Source organism: Mycobacteroides sp. H001, assembly GCF_001440005.1.
GTDB lineage: Bacteria > Actinomycetota > Actinomycetes > Mycobacteriales > Mycobacteriaceae > Mycobacterium > Mycobacterium gwanakae.
Genome location: NZ_LJYH01000046.1, coordinates 25,617 through 42,101, shown reverse-complemented (window position 1 = coordinate 42,101; position 16,485 = coordinate 25,617). Strand labels below are relative to the sequence as shown.

General features: G+C 64.6%; 16 protein-coding genes. 14 read left to right on the top strand and 2 right to left on the bottom strand.

Annotated features, from left to right (window positions below):
• Nucleotides 1-245 precede the first annotated feature (245 nt).
• From argC to AOT83_RS28260, 11 genes are read left to right on the top strand one after another with little or no spacing between them, the layout of a single operon-like run.
• Nucleotides 246-1,289 carry an N-acetyl-gamma-glutamyl-phosphate reductase gene (gene argC, locus AOT83_RS22910; RefSeq protein WP_030098046.1) on the top strand — a complete coding sequence of 348 codons (1,044 nt, stop codon included), beginning with the start codon at nucleotides 246-248 and terminating at the stop codon, nucleotides 1,287-1,289.
• Nucleotides 1,286-2,494 (top strand): bifunctional glutamate N-acetyltransferase/amino-acid acetyltransferase ArgJ, encoded by a 1,209-nt coding sequence (gene argJ, locus AOT83_RS22905; protein WP_057963952.1) that lies wholly within the window; start codon nucleotides 1,286-1,288, stop codon nucleotides 2,492-2,494. Before argC ends, argJ begins: the two co-directional genes overlap by 4 nt.
• Complete coding sequence (gene argB, locus AOT83_RS22900) at nucleotides 2,491-3,360, top strand: acetylglutamate kinase (RefSeq protein ID WP_057963951.1); 870 nt, start codon at nucleotides 2,491-2,493, stop codon at nucleotides 3,358-3,360. The genes argJ and argB overlap by 4 nt, the downstream gene beginning before the upstream one ends.
• Entirely contained in the window at nucleotides 3,357-4,547 is a 1,191-nt protein-coding gene (locus AOT83_RS22895) for an acetylornithine transaminase (protein WP_057963950.1), read from the top strand. Before argB ends, AOT83_RS22895 begins: the two co-directional genes overlap by 4 nt.
• The gene (gene argF, locus AOT83_RS22890; protein WP_057963949.1) at nucleotides 4,544-5,485 is read left to right on the top strand and encodes an ornithine carbamoyltransferase; all 942 of its coding nucleotides are present in this window, start codon (nucleotides 4,544-4,546) and stop codon (nucleotides 5,483-5,485) included. The genes AOT83_RS22895 and argF overlap by 4 nt, the downstream gene beginning before the upstream one ends.
• On the top strand, nucleotides 5,482-5,970 hold the full coding sequence (locus AOT83_RS22885) for an arginine repressor (protein WP_030098041.1): 489 nt from the start codon (nucleotides 5,482-5,484) through the stop codon (nucleotides 5,968-5,970). Before argF ends, AOT83_RS22885 begins: the two co-directional genes overlap by 4 nt.
• 12 nt (nucleotides 5,971-5,982) lie before the next feature.
• The gene (locus AOT83_RS22880) at nucleotides 5,983-7,191 is read left to right on the top strand and encodes an argininosuccinate synthase (RefSeq protein ID WP_030098040.1); all 1,209 of its coding nucleotides are present in this window, start codon (nucleotides 5,983-5,985) and stop codon (nucleotides 7,189-7,191) included.
• Complete coding sequence (gene argH, locus AOT83_RS22875) at nucleotides 7,188-8,597, top strand: argininosuccinate lyase (RefSeq protein ID WP_057963948.1); 1,410 nt, start codon at nucleotides 7,188-7,190, stop codon at nucleotides 8,595-8,597. Before AOT83_RS22880 ends, argH begins: the two co-directional genes overlap by 4 nt.
• A gap of 9 nt (nucleotides 8,598-8,606) precedes the next feature.
• Nucleotides 8,607-9,380: a hypothetical protein gene (locus tag AOT83_RS22870; protein ID WP_057963947.1), complete on the top strand. Its 774-nt coding sequence runs from the start codon at nucleotides 8,607-8,609 to the stop codon at nucleotides 9,378-9,380.
• Nucleotides 9,377-10,003 carry a hypothetical protein gene (locus AOT83_RS22865; protein WP_030098037.1) on the top strand — a complete coding sequence of 209 codons (627 nt, stop codon included), beginning with the start codon at nucleotides 9,377-9,379 and terminating at the stop codon, nucleotides 10,001-10,003. Before AOT83_RS22870 ends, AOT83_RS22865 begins: the two co-directional genes overlap by 4 nt.
• Nucleotides 10,000-10,584, top strand: a complete 585-nt coding sequence (locus AOT83_RS28260; RefSeq protein ID WP_232783322.1) for a hypothetical protein — start codon at nucleotides 10,000-10,002, stop codon at nucleotides 10,582-10,584. The genes AOT83_RS22865 and AOT83_RS28260 overlap by 4 nt, the downstream gene beginning before the upstream one ends.
• A 2-nt stretch (nucleotides 10,585-10,586) precedes the next feature.
• Here AOT83_RS28260 and AOT83_RS22855 read toward each other — a convergent pair whose 3' ends face one another.
• Nucleotides 10,587-11,909 carry a hypothetical protein gene (locus tag AOT83_RS22855; RefSeq protein ID WP_044105780.1) on the bottom strand — a complete coding sequence of 441 codons (1,323 nt, stop codon included), beginning with the start codon at nucleotides 11,907-11,909 and terminating at the stop codon, nucleotides 10,587-10,589.
• A 181-nt stretch (nucleotides 11,910-12,090) separates the two neighbouring features.
• Here AOT83_RS22855 and AOT83_RS22850 point away from each other — a divergent pair, with 181 nt between their 5' ends.
• The 3 genes from AOT83_RS22850 to AOT83_RS22840 all read left to right on the top strand — a co-directional run bounded on the left by AOT83_RS22850 (nucleotide 12,091) and on the right by AOT83_RS22840 (nucleotide 15,855).
• Nucleotides 12,091-15,063 carry an acyl-CoA synthetase gene (locus AOT83_RS22850; RefSeq protein WP_057963946.1) on the top strand — a complete coding sequence of 991 codons (2,973 nt, stop codon included), beginning with the start codon at nucleotides 12,091-12,093 and terminating at the stop codon, nucleotides 15,061-15,063.
• A 98-nt stretch (nucleotides 15,064-15,161) separates the two neighbouring features.
• Complete coding sequence (locus tag AOT83_RS22845) at nucleotides 15,162-15,641, top strand: hypothetical protein (protein ID WP_030098033.1); 480 nt, start codon at nucleotides 15,162-15,164, stop codon at nucleotides 15,639-15,641.
• Nucleotides 15,642-15,651: 10 nt separating this feature from the next.
• Nucleotides 15,652-15,855 carry a Trm112 family protein gene (locus tag AOT83_RS22840; protein WP_057963945.1) on the top strand — a complete coding sequence of 68 codons (204 nt, stop codon included), beginning with the start codon at nucleotides 15,652-15,654 and terminating at the stop codon, nucleotides 15,853-15,855.
• Here AOT83_RS22840 and AOT83_RS22835 read toward each other — a convergent pair.
• Nucleotides 15,845-16,450 (bottom strand): TetR family transcriptional regulator, encoded by a 606-nt coding sequence (locus tag AOT83_RS22835; protein ID WP_057963944.1) that lies wholly within the window; start codon nucleotides 16,448-16,450, stop codon nucleotides 15,845-15,847. The genes AOT83_RS22840 and AOT83_RS22835 overlap by 11 nt on opposite strands.
• Nucleotides 16,451-16,485 lie beyond the last annotated feature (35 nt).

Below are 16,485 nucleotides of genomic sequence, written 5' to 3'. Positions count from 1 at the left end.
CCTCGGCGCTGGTCAGCCTGCTCGCGGTGCTGCTCCTGGCGCTGACGATCGGCACGATCCGACATGGAAGGCTCCCTTCTCGTTCTCGCTCGTTATCAACTGCCGGCGCTATTCGCCAGCTACCTCCACCGTAACCGTGGGAACGGGGCATCACACCGTTTAGCTCAAGTTGAGGTTGATCGCGTGCCCAAAAGACCTGTCGAATATATTTGCGCTTGACTGCATAATGATACAGAATTGCGGCTATGACAACTGGGTTCTCGGTCGCGGTCGCCGGTGCCAGCGGATATGCCGGCGGTGAGATTCTGCGCCTGCTGCTCGCACATCCGGCATACGCCGCGGGCCGCCTGCGCATCGGGGTACTGACGGCTGGTTCGAACGCTGGCAGCAGCCTCATCGAGCATCACCCGAATCTGACGCCGTTGGCTGACCACAAACTACAGCCCACCGATCCCAAGCTGTTGCGGGGGCATGACGTGGTGTTCCTGGCATTGCCGCACGGGTCTTCGGCCAAGATCGCCGACGAGCTGGGGCCGCAGACCCTCATCATCGACTGTGGCGCCGACTTCCGGCTGACCGATGCCGCCGCATGGCAGCGTTACTACGGCTCGAAACATGCGGGGAGCTGGCCGTATGGCCTGCCAGAGCTTTCCGGTGCGCGTGCGGCCCTGCACGGCACCAAGCGTGTAGCGGTTCCGGGCTGTTATCCGACGGCAGCACTGTTGGCGTTATCTCCTGCGGTCACCGCAGGACTCGTGGATCCGACGGTCACCGTGGTCGCGGTGAGTGGCACCACGGGCGCCGGACGCGCCCCCAAGGCCGACCTGCTGGCCTCCGAGGTCATGGGATCGGCCCGCGCCTACAACATCGCCGGCGCGCATCGGCACACTCCGGAGATCGCTCAAGGACTGAATCATCCGTCGGGCAAGCCGGTCACGGTCTCCTTCACGCCCGTACTCATCCCCATGCCCCGCGGCATCCTCGCTACGTGTACGGCGCCAACCAGTGCGACCCTGGCCGAGATCCGGGACGCATATCAGGAGGCATACCGCGATGAGCCGTTCATCCACGTGCTTCCCGAGGGACAGTTGCCCACCACCAAGGCGGTATCCGGGAGCAACGCCGCGCACATCGGGCTGGCCGTCGACCCGGACGCGGGCGTGCTGGTGGCGATCGCGGCCATAGACAACCTGGTGAAGGGCACCGCAGGAGCCGCGATTCAATCCATGAACCTCGCACTCGGCTGGCCCGAGGGCGACGGCCTTTCCATCGTGGGGGTAGCACCATGACCGAGAACAACTCGCCGTTAGTGCGGACGCAGGGCGTCACCGCGCCCGCCGGCTTCAAAGCGGCCGGAATCGCTGCCGGAATCAAGGTCTCAGGCAAGCCGGATCTTGCCCTGGTCTTCAACGAGGGGCCCGACTACGCCGCGGCGGGGGTGTTCACCCGCAACAAGGTCAAGGCCGCGCCCGTGCTCTGGTCGCAGCAGGTTCTCACCACGGGACGGCTGCGCGCCGTCATTCTCAACTCCGGTGGAGCGAATGCATGCACCGGGCCGGTCGGATTCCAGGACAGCCACGCCACCGCGGAGGAGGTCGCCAAGACGCTCAGCGACTGGGGCACCGAGACCGGGGCCGTCGAGGTGGCCGTGTGCTCCACCGGACTCATCGGCGACCGGTTGCCCATGGACAAGGTGCTGGCCGGGGTGCAGGAAATCGTGCACGAGCTGGCGGGTGGCCTGGGCGGTGGCACCGACGCCGCGCACGCCATCATGACTACCGACACCGTGCCGAAAGAGGTTGCGCTGCATCATAAGGGCGGCTGGACGGTGGGCGGCATGGCCAAGGGCGCGGGCATGTTGGCGCCCTCCCTGGCCACCATGCTTGTGGTCATCACGACCGACGCCGCAGTGCCCGCCGCACAGCTGGATTCCGCGCTGAGGGCGGCTACCGCGCGCACCTTCGACCGGCTCGACGTCGACGGCAGCTGTTCCACCAACGACACCGTGCTGCTGCTGGCCTCCGGGGCAAGCGAGATCACCCCTGACGCAGAGGAATTCGCTGCCGCGGTAGCACGGGTCTGCGATGACCTGGCCGCGCAGCTGCAGTCCGATGCCGAGGGTGTCACCAAACGGATCCTGATCACCGTCACCGGTGCGGTCACCGAGGACGACGCGGTGGCCGCCGCCCGGACGGTGGCGCGCGACAGCCTTGTCAAGACCGCGCTGTTCGGCTCCGACCCCAACTGGGGCCGAGTGCTCGCCGCGGTCGGCATGGCCCCGATAGACCTCGACCCGGATCGCGTCACGGTGTCATTCAACGGAAACCTGGTATGCGCCAACTGCACCGGCGCTCCGGGCGCTCGTGAGATCGATCTGTCCGGGCCGGATGTCGAGGTACTCATCGACCTCGGCGCCGGGGATCAGCGGGCGACCATCCGGACCACCGATCTTTCGCATGCCTACGTCGAAGAGAATTCGGCGTACAGCTCATGAAGGCTCCCAAGAAGGCGCGCGTGCTCGCCGAGGCGCTGCCATGGCTCAAGAAGCTGCATGGCGCCATCGTCGTGATCAAGTACGGCGGCAACGCCATGATCGACGATGCGCTCAAGAACGCCTTCGCCGAAGACATGGTGTTCCTGCGCAACTGCGGAATCCACCCCGTCGTCGTGCACGGCGGCGGCCCGCAGATCACCTCGATGCTGAAAAAGCTTGGTGTTTCCGGAGAGTTCAAGGGTGGCTTCCGGGTCACCACACCGGAAGTGCTGGACATCGCGCGAATGGTGCTCTTCGGTCAGGTTGGCCGTGAGCTTGTCGGGTTGATCAACAGCCACGGGCCGTACGCGGTGGGGATCACGGGCGAGGATGCGCAGCTGTTCACGGCCGTGCGCCGTACCGCGACCGTAGATGGCGTCGAGACCGATATCGGATTGGTCGGCGATGTGGCACAGGTGAACCCGGAAGCGATCCTTGACCTGATCGATGCCGGACGTATCCCGGTGGTATCTACCCTTGCCCCCGATGCGGATGGCGTGGTGCACAACCTCAACGCCGACACCGCCGCCGGCGCACTCGCCGAAGCCCTTGGCGCCGAGCGTCTCCTGATGCTCACCGATATCGAGGGCCTTTACACCGACTGGCCGGACCGGGGATCGCTGGTGACCGCTATCGCCGCCGAGGATCTGCGCGGGCTCCTGCCCACGCTGGAATCGGGCATGATTCCCAAGGTCGAGGCATGTCTGCGGGCGGTGGACGGCGGGGTGCCCAGCGCCCACATCATCGACGGGCGCGTCGAGCATTGCGTATTGGTCGAGCTATTCACCGACGAGGGCGTCGGGACACTTGTCAGGAGCCAATCATGAGCAACACCAGTGAGACCCAGCAGCGCTGGGAACACGTGATGATGAACAACTACGGCACACCGCCGGTAGTCCTCGCCGAGGGAGACGGGGCCGTTGTCACCGATGTGGACGGCAAGCGGTACCTGGATCTGTTGGGCGGCATCGCCGTCAACGTCTTGGGTCACCGCAACCAGGCCGTCATCGATGCCGTCACGCACCAACTCTCGACACTCGGCCACACCTCGAATCTGTATGCGACGGGCCCCGGCCTCGAGCTCTCCGAGGCGCTCGTCGCACGGCTGGGAGTTCCGGGCAGGGTGTTCCTCTGCAATTCCGGCACCGAAGCCAACGAGGCCGCGTTCAAGCTGACCCGGCTCACTGGGCGCACCAAGGTCGTAGCGGCCGAAGGTGCCTTCCACGGCCGCACCATGGGATCGCTGGCGCTCACCGGCCAGCCGACCAAGCAGGCGCCGTTTGAGCCGTTGCCGGCGGGGGTTGTTCATGTCCCATACGGCGACTTGGCGGCCATCGAGGCCGCGGTCGACGGTGACACCGCAGCCGTCTTCTTGGAACCGATCATGGGCGAAGGTGGGGTGGTGGTTCCACCAGAGGGGTATCTCGCCGGGGTGCGTGAGATCACCGCGCGCCACGGCGCGCTGCTGGTGCTCGATGAGGTACAAACCGGAATCGGCCGCACCGGAACATTTTTCGCACACCAACAGGTGGGAATAACCCCCGATGTGGTCACCCTGGCCAAGGGGCTTGGCGGCGGTCTGCCGATCGGTGCCTGCATCGCGACCGGAGCTGCCGCAGAGCTGCTCACCCCGGGGCTGCACGGCAGCACGTTCGGAGGCAATCCGGTCTGTGCCGCGGCAGCCCTGGCGGTCCTGCGGGTTCTCGATGAGCAGAACCTCGTCGATCACGCTGCCGCGGCCGGGAAGTCGTTGAGCCATGCCATCGAAGGGTTGAACCATCCGCTGGTCGCGCGGGTACGCGGCGCCGGTCTGTTGCTGGGCATCGTCCTGAACGAGCAGCGTGCCAAGGCCGCGGAAGCGGCGGCACGCGATGCCGGGTTCCTTGTCAATGCCGCCGCGCCCGAGGTGCTACGCCTGGCGCCACCACTGATCATCACCGACGAACAGATCGAGGAGTTTGTCACCTCATTACCGGGAATCCTCGACACCGCCGCAGGACAGGAGCAGGCATGAGCAAAGCGGAGTCACTTCGGCATTTTTTAAGGGATGACGACCTCTCACCCGCCGAGCAGGCCGAGGTCCTCACGCTGGCAGCCGAACTCAAGAAGGCGCCGTTCTCGCGTCGACCGCTTGAAGGCCCCCACGGGGTCGCCGTCATCTTCGAGAAGAACTCGACCCGCACCCGCTTCTCCTTTGAGATGGGTATCGCACAGCTGGGTGGACACGCGGTGGTCGTCGACAGTCGCACGACCCAACTGGGTCGCGAAGAGACCCTCGAAGACACCGGGCAGGTGCTGTCCCGCTACGTGGAAGCCATCGTGTGGCGTACCTACGCGAAGGAACGCCTCACCGCCATGGCCTCCGGATCCACCGTGCCGATCGTGAACGCCCTGTCGGATGATTTTCATCCGTGCCAGGTCCTCGCCGATCTGCAGACGCTGGCCGAACGCAAGGGCTCGCTGACCGGGCTTCGCCTGACGTATCTGGGTGACGGCGCGAACAACATGGCGCACTCGCTGATGCTGGGCGGCGTCACCGCGGGCATCCATGTGACGATCGCGGCGCCCAACGGGTTCGCGCCGAATGCCCGATACGTATCCGAGGCGGAGAAGATCGCGGTGAACACCGGCGCCTCGGTGAAGGTAACCGCCGATCCGCGCGCCGCCTCGACGGGTGCCGACGTCCTCGTCACCGACGCCTGGACCTCAATGGGGCAGGAGAATGACGGGCTCGACAGGGTGCGGCCGTTTCGCCCGTTCCAGGTGAACGAGGATCTGCTCGGGCTGGCGGACTCCGAAGCCGTTGTCCTGCACTGCCTTCCCGCTCATCGCGGCCACGAAATCACCGACGAGGTCATCGACGGCCCCCGTAGCGCCGTATGGGATGAGGCCGAGAACCGTTTACATGCCCAGAAGGCGTTGCTGGTGTGGCTGCTGGAGCAGCGACGATGACAGCCTCACATGCCGCCGACACCCGGGCGGGGCGGCAGGCGCGCATCGTGGCGCTGCTGTCGACGCAGTCGGTGCGCAGCCAGGGTGAACTGGCCGCGCTGCTGGCGGCCGAGGGCATCGAAACCACCCAGGCCACGTTGTCCCGGGATCTCGACGAGCTCGGCGCCGTCAAACTTCGCGCCGCGGACGGCGGAGTGGGTGTCTACGTCGTGCCCGAGGACGGAAGCCCCGTCCGCGGCGTATCGGGCGGAACCGACCGGCTCTCCCGGTTGCTGGGGGAGCTGCTGGTATCCACCGACGCCAGCGGTAATCTCGCGGTACTGCGCACGCCGCCGGGTGCCGCGCACTATCTCGCCAGCGCGATTGATCGCGCCGCATTGCCCGACGTTGTCGGGACCATCGCGGGGGATGACACCATTGCGGTGATCGCCCGCGAACCCTTGACCGGAGCCCAGCTCGCCGCACAATTCGAACAGCTTGCTTAAGAGAGAGAAGACATGACTAGCAGTGACCGCGTAATCCTGGCCTACTCGGGCGGGCTCGACACCTCGGTAGCGATCAGCTGGATCGGCAAGGAAACCGGCCGCGAGGTGGTGGCGGTTGCCATCGACCTCGGCCAGGGCGGCGAGGACATGGAGGTGGTGCGCCAGCGTGCCCTCGACTGTGGCGCCGTCGAGGCGGTTGTCGTCGATGCCCGCGATGAGTTCGCCGACGAGTACTGCTTGCCGACCGTGCAGTCCAACGCGCTGTACATGGATCGTTATCCGCTGGTGTCGGCGATCAGCCGTCCGTTGATCGTCAAGCATCTGGTGGCCGCCGCCCGCGAGCATGGCGGCGGGATCGTGGCGCACGGCTGCACCGGCAAGGGCAACGATCAGGTGCGCTTCGAAGTCGGATTTGCCTCGCTGGCACCGGATCTGGAGGTGCTCGCTCCGGTCCGCGACTACGCATGGACCCGCGAGAAGGCCATTGCGTTCGCCGCCGAGAACGAGATCCCGATCAACGTGACGAAGAAGTCGCCGTTCTCCATCGACCAGAACGTGTGGGGCCGTGCGGTGGAAACTGGTTTCCTGGAAGACCTTTGGAATGCCCCGACCAAGGACGTGTACGACTACACCGAGGACCCGACCCTCAACTGGGGCGCACCCGACGAGCTGATCATCACCTTCGACAAGGGTGTGCCCACCGCGATCGACGGCAACCCGGTCACCGTGTTGGAAGCCATCGTGGAGCTCAACCGGCGTGCCGGGGCGCAGGGTGTGGGCCGTCTCGACGTCGTCGAGGATCGATTGGTCGGCATCAAGAGCCGTGAAATCTACGAAGCGCCAGGCGCGATGGTCCTCATCACCGCGCATGAGGAGCTGGAGCACGTCACCCTGGAGCGTGAGCTCGGCCGGTACAAGCGCCACACCGACCAGAAGTGGGCTGAGCTGGTGTACGACGGCCTCTGGTACTCGCCGCTGAAGCGCTCACTGGAGGCATTTGTCGCGGACACCCAGCAGCATGTCTCCGGTGACATTCGACTGGTGCTCCATGGTGGAAACATCGCGGTGAACGGCCGCCGCAGCGCCGAGTCTCTGTACGACTTCAACCTGGCCACCTACGACGAGGGCGACAGCTTCGATCAGTCGAGTGCCAAGGGATTCGTGCACATCCACGGCCTGTCGTCGAAGATCTCCGCACAGCGGGATCTGTCGGGGAAGTGAGCACCAACGAGGGATCGCTGTGGGGTGGCCGGTTCGCTGGCGGGCCCGCGCCCGCGCTGGCAGCACTGAGCAAGTCCACTCATTTCGATTGGGTGCTGGCGCCGTACGACATTCGGGCATCGATCGCGCACGCTCGGGTGTTGCGCAAGGCCGACCTGCTGACCGATGAGCAACTGTCGGCCTTGGTGGACGGGCTGCAACAGCTGGACCGGGACGTCGCTTCCGGACAGTTCGTGCCTGCCGACACCGACGAGGATGTGCACGGCGCTCTCGAACGCGGACTCATCGAACGTGTCGGAGCCGATGTGGGTGGTCGTCTGCGCGCCGGTCGCTCCCGAAATGATCAGGTGGCCACGCTGTTCCGGATGTGGCTGCGCGATGCGGCCGGGCGGGTGTCCGACGACGTGCTCGACGTGGTGCAGGCCTTGGCCGATCAGGCCGGTGCACATCCCGAGGCGATCATGCCGGGCAAGACTCATCTGCAGGCCGCCCAACCCGTGCTGCTCGCCCACCATCTGCTCGCCCATGCGCAGCCACTGCTGCGTGATGTGGACCGACTCGTCGACTGGGACCGGCGTACGGCCGTCTCGCCCTATGGGGCCGGCGCACTGGCAGGATCCTCGCTAGGCCTGGACCCGGACGCCATCGCGTCGGATCTGGGATTCACTGCGGCCATGGATAATTCGATCGATGCGACGTCGGCTCGCGATTTCGCGGCCGAGGCCGCCTTCGTCTTCGCGATGATCGCCGTCGATCTGTCGCGCCTCTCCGAGGACATCATTCTCTGGAGCACAACAGAATTCGGCTATGCCGAACTCGACGATTCTTGGTCTACCGGTAGCTCGATCATGCCGCAGAAGAAGAATCCTGATATCGCCGAGCTGGCCCGCGGTAAATCGGGGCGCCTGATCGGAAACCTCACCGGCCTCCTCGCCACCTTGAAGGCCCAGCCGCTGGCCTACAACCGTGATCTGCAAGAGGACAAGGAACCGCTGTTCGATTCGGTGGCGCAGCTGGAACTCCTGCTGCCCGCGATGGCCGGCCTGGTCGCGACACTGCGGTTCCGCACCGAGCGCATGGCGGCCCTCGCCCCGGCGGGGTTCACCCTGGCCACCGACCTGGCCGAGTGGATGGTGCGTCAGGGCGTACCGTTCCGCGTCGCGCATGAGGCGGCAGGGGAGGCGGTTCGTGTCGCCGAGGCCCGCGGTGTCGGTCTGGAGGACCTCACCGACGCTGAACTCGCCGCCATTCACCCCGAGTTGACCGGTGAGGTGCGTGCCGTACTGACCACCGCCGGATCGGTCGGTTCCCGCAACGCGCGCGGGGGCACCGCACCGGAGCGCGTTGCTGAGCAGCGCGAACTGGTGTTGGCACGTCTCAACGTGCTGCGCGGTCAGAGCCGCTAACATCCAGGCATGGACGGTGAGCCGGACCCGACTTGGTCGGGCCCCGGTCCGGGGGGAGCAAGACCGGACGACCCGAACGCGGCATGGCGTCGGCCAGGTAGCGACACTTCGCTGGCGACCCCGCCCACCGACGCGGAAGTCACCGAGCCGCCCGCACCACATGGTGTGATCGGTCGGTCCGTCGCGTGGATCCGGACGTGGTGGAACGACCTTGAGTTCGTGCAGATGTGGCATGTGGTCACTGTGCTCGCGATTGTGACGACTGCGGGATTCGGTGGCTTGGACGCCGTGGACAAGACTCCACAGACATTCGATCTTGGCAAGCCTTTCGACAATGGTGAATTCACCATCACTGTGCAAAAGGCCGTTCTGCGATCGGAAATCGTCGGCGGTGGAGCGGTGATCGCAAAAGAGAAGCCGGGACGCATGTATCTTGCGGTCCTTGCGGAGGTCACCAACAACTCCGATCGCGTCGACGTGGTCAGCAGCCAGTTTTCCCTGCCGAATGTGCCCGATGTACAAGACATTTCTCAGTTCCAGGGCCAGCGCGCCGTGACTCTCCGGATCGAAGACGGCAGCTTTTTGGTCGGGCTGCAACCTGATATCACCGAGAAGGTGGCAGTGGTGTGGAGCGTCCCTTCTGCCGCTGTACTACCCGGATCCACGGTGTCGATTCAGGTGCCATACCGGAAATTTAGCCGTGGCCTGGTGCTCTATGGCGAGGGCTGGGTTGATGACGGCAAGAGCGCAACAACCACTGTGCCTGTGGAGGTGTCTTCGTGAACTTCCCGAAGAAACTCTTGCCTTTCCGGGCCTCCTCGCCGCTTCTGCGCATATCCGTGACGGCTGCGGTGGTGGCTGTTTTACTTTCTGCCTCCGTCTACGTCTGGAATCGCCTTCCGTCAGCCGCCGAGACTCAAAATGCCTTTGATGTTCACGGCACGATGGGAAGTTCGGTAACCGGCCGGTTGTTCTCGGCCACGGTGACCAAGGTCGGGATCGGGCCAGTCGTCAAACACACCGGTTTTTCTCCGCGTCAGCGAAACATCAAGTCCGCCGGTCAATGGGTCGTCGTCAAACTCACCATCACATCAATGACGGAGGCCTCACAGGCTGACGCGATCCTGGCGCTCGGCGATAAGGGCTACACACCTGACAGCCGACTTGAGGGATCCACGTTACTGGGTGCACGTCTGACTCCGCTGATCCCCGAAACCGGGGTTTTTGTTTTCGAGGTCAGCTCAAGTGTGCTTGAGGATGCCCGCTCAGCGAAGTTGTACATTTTCTACGCCGCCGGACAGTACAAATGGGATTCACGGCTCGTGATCGATATTCCGCTCGACAACGAGCATGCACCCCGGGCGTCCGTTATCGCGCTCCCCAAAACGGTGGTGGGCAAGCAATGAGCGAAATGCAAACCAGCACCGATGCCCCGCGGCACCGCCGCGAGCACGCCCCGGACCAACTGCCGTTACGTTCGCGCCTGTGGTTTCGTAATGCCGTCGCGGGAGTGATTGTCATCGCGGTGTTCTCCGGGGTATGGGCTGTCTCGTTCCGTGATTCGTGGCGGGACTATCGAGCGAGTGTGGTCCCACTCCATCTGATCGCGACCGGCCAGTCGGGAGAGGCGTACGGACAGACGTGGCGCCTCGCTGGAGTCAGACGTCTCGGCAAGGCCCCGCACGGCGCCAATGGGGTCATTCCGAAAGGAGCCGAGCTGGCGGTGGTCACGATAGAACGCTCCGGTCCCGTTCCTCAGAATTTCTTCTGCGACGGAAGAATCACTGACGGTGAACATCAATGGCCGGAGGCCCCGTTCCTGTTGTATACGGTGCCGCCCCCAGACGGCGTCGTCGATCATTGCGACAAACCGGGAAACCTTCAGTTCACCTTCCTGGTGCCCGACGATGTCACGCTGACCGCCATCGATCTGGTGAACCCCGTAGGCGGCAGTGCCCAAATCTTGGTCAGATTTGAGCTGTCTTAGTTCTACCGATCGGCGACAACGGGATTTGCCGCGAGAGCGTCTTCCGAGTCGGCTGGGTAGTCGACAACCTCGTTGTCATGTAGCGCCGCCGCTTCCGCCTCTGCCTTTTCGACGCAATGGGCGAAGACAGATGCGATGACGCATACCCTCAGGGAGGAAACGAGAACACCTGAAATCGCCGTCAATACAGGCGCGACACCATTCCAGAACGACAGCGGATGTGGTCCTAATATCCAGGCAAAACCACGGGTCAGGTATCCGCCGACCTGCATTTGCGTGGTGAGGAAACTGTCGGACATGTCCAGCCACGCCAAGCAGAGATACACCAATACATAGCCAGACAGCAGGACTAGTCCTCCGTGCAACACCAGGCGCGCCGAATCGACAATAGGTTTAGCGCTGCCGAACTGCGAGAGCAGCCAATCCTTGGCCTTACCCCTGGTCTGCTCGGACACCCTGCTGGTCACCCGACGCTGGACCTGATCTCGGGTGGGTGCGAGTCTGTCGGCCACCACCTGGCTGTCAATACCCGCCAGCCGCCGAAGCACTCCCCGCCAGCTGGCGTTACTGGACGAGCCATAAATGATGCCGGCGATAGCCAGCCAGATCAGCGGTACGGCCGCTGCTCCCCAGACGATATGCCACGCGTCACTAACAAAGCCCCAGAGAACCTCCAAAGGGCGAAAATGCGAGAACAGTTCGCTGCGCATTTCGTCAAACCAGACCACGATGCGGCGTTCCTTGAACCAGGCCGATGGGCTCAGGAAGAAGTTCACGCCCTTGCTGGCGGAGAAGGACAACACCAGGAAGACCCACAAGGCATCCAAGTACACCCTGATGAAAACAAACCACCCGGGCAGCCTGTTCTTGATGAATTTGAGGTTCAACACGAGCCGTAGTGCAAATGCACCGGCGATCAGTACCCAGACGTAATTCGTCACCGGAACATCCCCCAAGTTGACCACCTTGGTGCCGGTCGTCATGTGGGCGCCCACGCGGTGCCACATCGCCTTCTGCTCGTAGGTCAGCCAGTCGTCCTGGAACATCTTCCACGCCAGGTAGATAACAAAGAACGGCAGTACAACATTGGCGAATATGTCGACATTGCGCAGGGAGATCCTGGGCATGGCCGCCAACACCGGAATCGCCGAGCGCAGGACCAGGAACATCGCGATGATCGACCCCAGCCGGGCCAGACCCGCGAAGGGCATCAGTAGGTCGACCACGAGATAGTTGTTCCACGCATATTTGGCCGCCAGCTCGATGACGATGTTGCGCCCCAACAGGCCCAGCAGATAGCAAGCGGCCAGTTGAGGCAGGTACATCACCCAGAGGCGCAGCGGTCGCAGCAACAGATTCCCCACCGCGCCATCGTAGAGCCTCGTATCACGGCGTCGCTTCCGATCCGGTGGCTGGGATTCGGTCAGCCCGATGGGCCCGCTGTGACAGGATATGCAGGCCCTCACCTGGGCAATACTGCGGATGATCGGTATCTAAGGAGCAGCTGTGTCCTTCAATCTCTCCTCCTTGACCAAGCCCGTCGCCCGCCTGGCCGCCACCGCGCAGAATGGGCTGGAGGTCCTGCGTCTCGGTGGACTCGAGACCGGCAGCACCGCGTCCTCGCACCAGATCATCGAGAGCGTCCCCATGTACCGGTTGCGCCGCTACTTCGCACCGGGGTCCTCCGGCGCCGAAGATGCCGGGCCCGTGGTCCTGATGGTGCACCCGATGATGATGGCCGCCGACATGTGGGACGTGACCCAGGACGGCGGCGCCGTCGGCATCCTGCACCGTGAGGGCATCGATCCGTGGGTCATCGACTTCGGCAGCCCCGACCGGATGGCCGGGGGCATGGAGCGCACCCTGTCCGATCACGTGGTGGCCGTCAGCGACGCCATCGAAACCGTGCACCGGATCACCGGCCGGCAGGTACACCTGGCCGGATATTCACAGGGTGGCATGTTCTGCTATCAGACTGCGGCACTGCGCAAGTCGCGCACCATCGCGAGCATCATCACCTTCGGTTCGCCGGTCGACGCCAACGCCGCCATGCCCATGGGCATGCCCGCGGGGCTTTCGGCCGATATCGCCGAGTTCATGGCCGACCACATATTCAGCCGGTTCTCCATTCCGGCATGGTCGGCGCGCATCGGGTTCCAGATGCTGGACCCGGTCAAGACGGTGAAGGGCCGTCTCGACTTCCTACGGCAGCTACACGACCGCGATGCGCTGCTCCCGCGCGAGCAGCAGCGCAAGTTCCTGGCCAACGAGGGCTGGATCGCCTGGTCGGGGCCCGCGATCGCGGAGCTGCTGCGCCAGTTCGTGGTGCACAACCGGATGACCACCGGCGGCTTCACCGTCAACGATCGCGTGGTCACGCTCAGCGACATCACCTGCCCGGTGCTGGCAGTGGTCGGCGAGGTCGACGACATCGGACAGCCGGCCTCGGTGCGCGGCATCCTGCGTGCCGCGCCGAAGGCCGACGTGTACGAATACCTCATCCGCGCCGGCCACTTCGGTCTGGTGGTCGGCTCGACCGCGGTGGCGCAGACCTGGCCGACGGTGAGCCAGTGGGTGCAATGGCGTGAGGGCGAGGCGTCCAAACCCCCGGCGGTAGACCTCATGTATGAGCACGAAAGCGGTCAGCTCGACGGCGGCGGTGTGCCACTCACGTCTCGGGTCGCCCACGGTTTGAGCACCACCACCGAGGTCGCCATCGCCGCCGCCCGCACCGCGGGAGCGGCTGCCGCGGCTGCCAACAAGTCGGTGAAATCCATTGCCGTCGAGGCGGTTCGTACACTGCCACGGTTGACGCGACTGGGCCAGATCCACGATCACACCCGAATCTCGCTGGGCCGGTTGATGACCGAACAGGCGCGCCGCACTCCACATGGTGAGAGCTTCTTGTTCGACGGCCGGGTGCATACCTATGAGGCGGTGGACCGCCGCATCAACAACGTGGTCCGGGGCCTCATCCAGGTGGGTGTGCGACAAGGTGTCCGGGTAGGTGTCCTGATGGAGACCCGGCCCAGCGCCCTGGTGGCGATCGCCGCGCTGTCCCGTCTGGGGGCCGTGGCTGTGCTGCTGCCACCCGATGCGGACCTGGAAGTCGCGGTGAAGCTGGGGGAGATTTCCGAACTGCTCACCGATCCACCGAACCTTCCTGTCGCACAAGGTCTTCCCGTGCATATCTTGGTACTTGGCGGTGGTGAGTCGCGCGATCTGTCCATTCCGGACGACGGCTCGATCATCGATATGGAGCAGATCGACCCCGATGCCGTCGAGCTGCCCGGCTGGTACCGGCCAGACCCCGGGCAGGCCCGCGATCTGGCTTTCGTGATGTTCAGCGGATACGGATCCCGGCTGGTGCCCAAGCAGATCACCAACCATCGGTGGGCGTTGTCGGCATTCGGTACCGCGTCGGCCGCCGCGCTGACGTCCAATGACACCGTGTACTGCCTCACGCCACTGCATCATCAGTCCGGCCTCTTGGTGAGCCTGGGCGGCGCGGTGGCCGGTGGCGCGCGAATTGCGCTGTCGCGCGGGCTCAATCCCGATCGTTTTGTCCAGGAGATCCACCAGTACGGCGTGACCGTGGTGTCCTACACCTGGGCGATGATGCATGAGGTCATCGACGATCCTTCGCTGGCGTTGGGTGCGCACCACCCGGTGCGGTTGTTCATCGGTTCGGGCATGCCGTCGGGTCTATGGCGGCGCGTCACCGAGAGATTCGCACCTGCCCATGTCGTCGAGTTCTTCGCGACGACCGACGGCGAAGCGGTGTTGGCCAACGTGTCCGGTACCAAAATCGGCAGCAAGGGGCGGCCACTGCCCGGCGGCGGCAAGGTTCGGCTCGCCGCATACGACCCTGTCGACGACGTCATCATCGAGGGGGAGGACGGGTTCGTGCAGATCGCCAAGCCCGGCGAGGTCGGTCTGCTCTTGGCGAAGCCGCCCGGTGATGTGGATCCCGCTGCTGCGGTTCGGCGCGGCGTGTTCGCGCCTGGCGATACCTGGGTGTCGTCGGAATCTCTGTTCCGCCGCGATGAGGACGGCGATTTCTGGATGCTCGACGGCCGAAACACCGCGATCCGTACCGCACACGGCGTTGTGTACGCCGAAGCCACCAGTCACGCACTGGGTTCGGTGAGTGCAATCGATCTGGTTGCGACGTACCCCGTGGAGTCCGGCGAGGCCAGCGTCGCGGTGACCGCGGTGGTGCTTCGCCCCGGTGAGGCGATATCGCCGGCGGATCTCGCGGAGGCCTTCGTGTCGGTGCCGATCTCGGAACGCCCGGACATCGTCAAGGTGGTACCCAATCTGCCCTTCAGTGCGACCTACCGCCCTTCCACCACACACCTTCGGGAATCGGGGTTGCCGAAACCGGGACGCCAGACCTGGTATTTGGACCCTGAATCCGGCGCGTACCACCGGTTAACCGCCGCGACGTACGACGCGCTTCAGGACGCCGCGCAGTAGCCCGCACAGGGCGCGCCAGCGCCGGTCCCATCGCCTTCCGCTGCTCATATGACGGGTTGTTGTTAGGCTGACGTCCGCGATACCGGAAGGAACTCGTCATGCCGACACGCCTACGTGCCCTCGCTGGCACAGCTCTGGCCTCCGCCGGCCTCTCCGCAGCCCTGGTGTTCGGGCCCGGTGTTGGCACGGCCAGCGCCGACGTATTGGACGACATCGCGCACGAGTACTCCACCGGAACCAGTGGTGGGCAGGTATCGAACCTGGTCCGCACCTCACTGCAGCTGCGTGCCAGGGGCGCCCAGGTCAGCTCGGCGCAGAACGACGCCCTCAAGGCCGCACTGGACAAACGCCCCAGCCAGATGCCGCTGATCAACACCCTGAAGTCGGTCATCGCAACACAGTCCCAGTTCCTCAAGGCCGCGCAGAAGCCGCAGCAGCCCGTTCACATCGGCATCAGCGGCACCAACGGGTCGAACAACCCGAACGGTGGACCGCCGAACGTCAGTCCCGGACCGGGTATCGGCGTCAGCGGTGGCGGCGGCCAGCAGATCTTCAACGAGAACATCCCGCTGGGCTGACACCACCGACATGCCTCTTGACGCTGCACTTCTAGACATCCTGGTCTGCCCCATCGATCGCGGGGCACTCCTGCTCGTCGGTGGTGAGACGGACGGCCTTCTCTATAACCCCCGTCTGCGCAAGGCCTACCGGATCGAGAACTCCATTCCGGTGCTCCTGCCCGACGAGGCCCGCGAGGTGACCGACGAGGAGCACCAGCGCTTCACCGAGTGAAGACCGGTAGCTCGCCGGTCAGATACCGCTGAATGTTCGGTCCCACGGTGAGGGCTATCTCCTCAGCCGTCAGCGAGGCCAACGGCTCAACCTCCATGATGTATCGCGCCACCAGAATCCCGGCCATCTGCGTGATCGCGAACTCGGCACGCAGTGCTCCGCTCCCGGCCGGGCTGTCCACGCGTTCGGCGATGATGTTGACCAGGACCTCGCGGAAGAAGACCCGAACCAGGCCGTCATCTGCGCCGCTGAGTGCCGACCGGAACAGTGCCAGCACGTTTGCGCCCAATTCCGAGTCCCAGAACGGGATGATGAGCCGCGGGATCGCGATTCCGAGTTCCTCGACGGGAATGTCCCACAGCGGTTGCAGCACCACCTGCGGATCGACCGGCAGCTGGACCACCTCGCGGAAAAGATCCAGCTTCGTGCCGAAGTAGTGGTGGATCAGTGCGGGATCGACACCGGCATCAGAGGCGATGGATCGCATGGATGTCTTATCGATTCCATTAACTGAGAACAACTTTCGCGCGCTAGCGAGAATATCGTCGCGGGCGCTGCTCGTTCCTGGCCGACGGCCCGGCCGTTTGGGAGTCACGATGTCCGGCGGCGCAGCGTGACGGCGGACAAACC

What these genes read in the sequence shown, in the direction of transcription:
- AOT83_RS22840 (WP_057963945.1), top strand. Translation starts at nt 15,652, where the DNA reads ATGCCTCTTGACGCTGCACTTCTAGACATCCTGGTCTGCCCCATCGAT.
- AOT83_RS22870 (WP_057963947.1), top strand. Translation starts at nt 8,607, where the DNA reads ATGGACGGTGAGCCGGACCCGACTTGGTCGGGCCCCGGTCCGGGGGGA.
- argF (WP_057963949.1), top strand. Translation starts at nt 4,544, where the DNA reads ATGAGCAAAGCGGAGTCACTTCGGCATTTTTTAAGGGATGACGACCTC.
- AOT83_RS22885 (WP_030098041.1), top strand. Translation starts at nt 5,482, where the DNA reads ATGACAGCCTCACATGCCGCCGACACCCGGGCGGGGCGGCAGGCGCGC.
- argC (WP_030098046.1), top strand. Translation starts at nt 246, where the DNA reads ATGACAACTGGGTTCTCGGTCGCGGTCGCCGGTGCCAGCGGATATGCC.
- argB (WP_057963951.1), top strand. Translation starts at nt 2,491, where the DNA reads ATGAAGGCTCCCAAGAAGGCGCGCGTGCTCGCCGAGGCGCTGCCATGG.
- AOT83_RS22845 (WP_030098033.1), top strand. Translation starts at nt 15,162, where the DNA reads ATGCCGACACGCCTACGTGCCCTCGCTGGCACAGCTCTGGCCTCCGCC.
- AOT83_RS22855 (WP_044105780.1), bottom strand. Translation starts at nt 11,909, where the DNA reads ATGTACCTGCCTCAACTGGCCGCTTGCTATCTGCTGGGCCTGTTGGGG.
- AOT83_RS28260 (WP_232783322.1), top strand. Translation starts at nt 10,000, where the DNA reads ATGAGCGAAATGCAAACCAGCACCGATGCCCCGCGGCACCGCCGCGAG.
- AOT83_RS22880 (WP_030098040.1), top strand. Translation starts at nt 5,983, where the DNA reads ATGACTAGCAGTGACCGCGTAATCCTGGCCTACTCGGGCGGGCTCGAC.
- argJ (WP_057963952.1), top strand. Translation starts at nt 1,286, where the DNA reads ATGACCGAGAACAACTCGCCGTTAGTGCGGACGCAGGGCGTCACCGCG.
- AOT83_RS22895 (WP_057963950.1), top strand. Translation starts at nt 3,357, where the DNA reads ATGAGCAACACCAGTGAGACCCAGCAGCGCTGGGAACACGTGATGATG.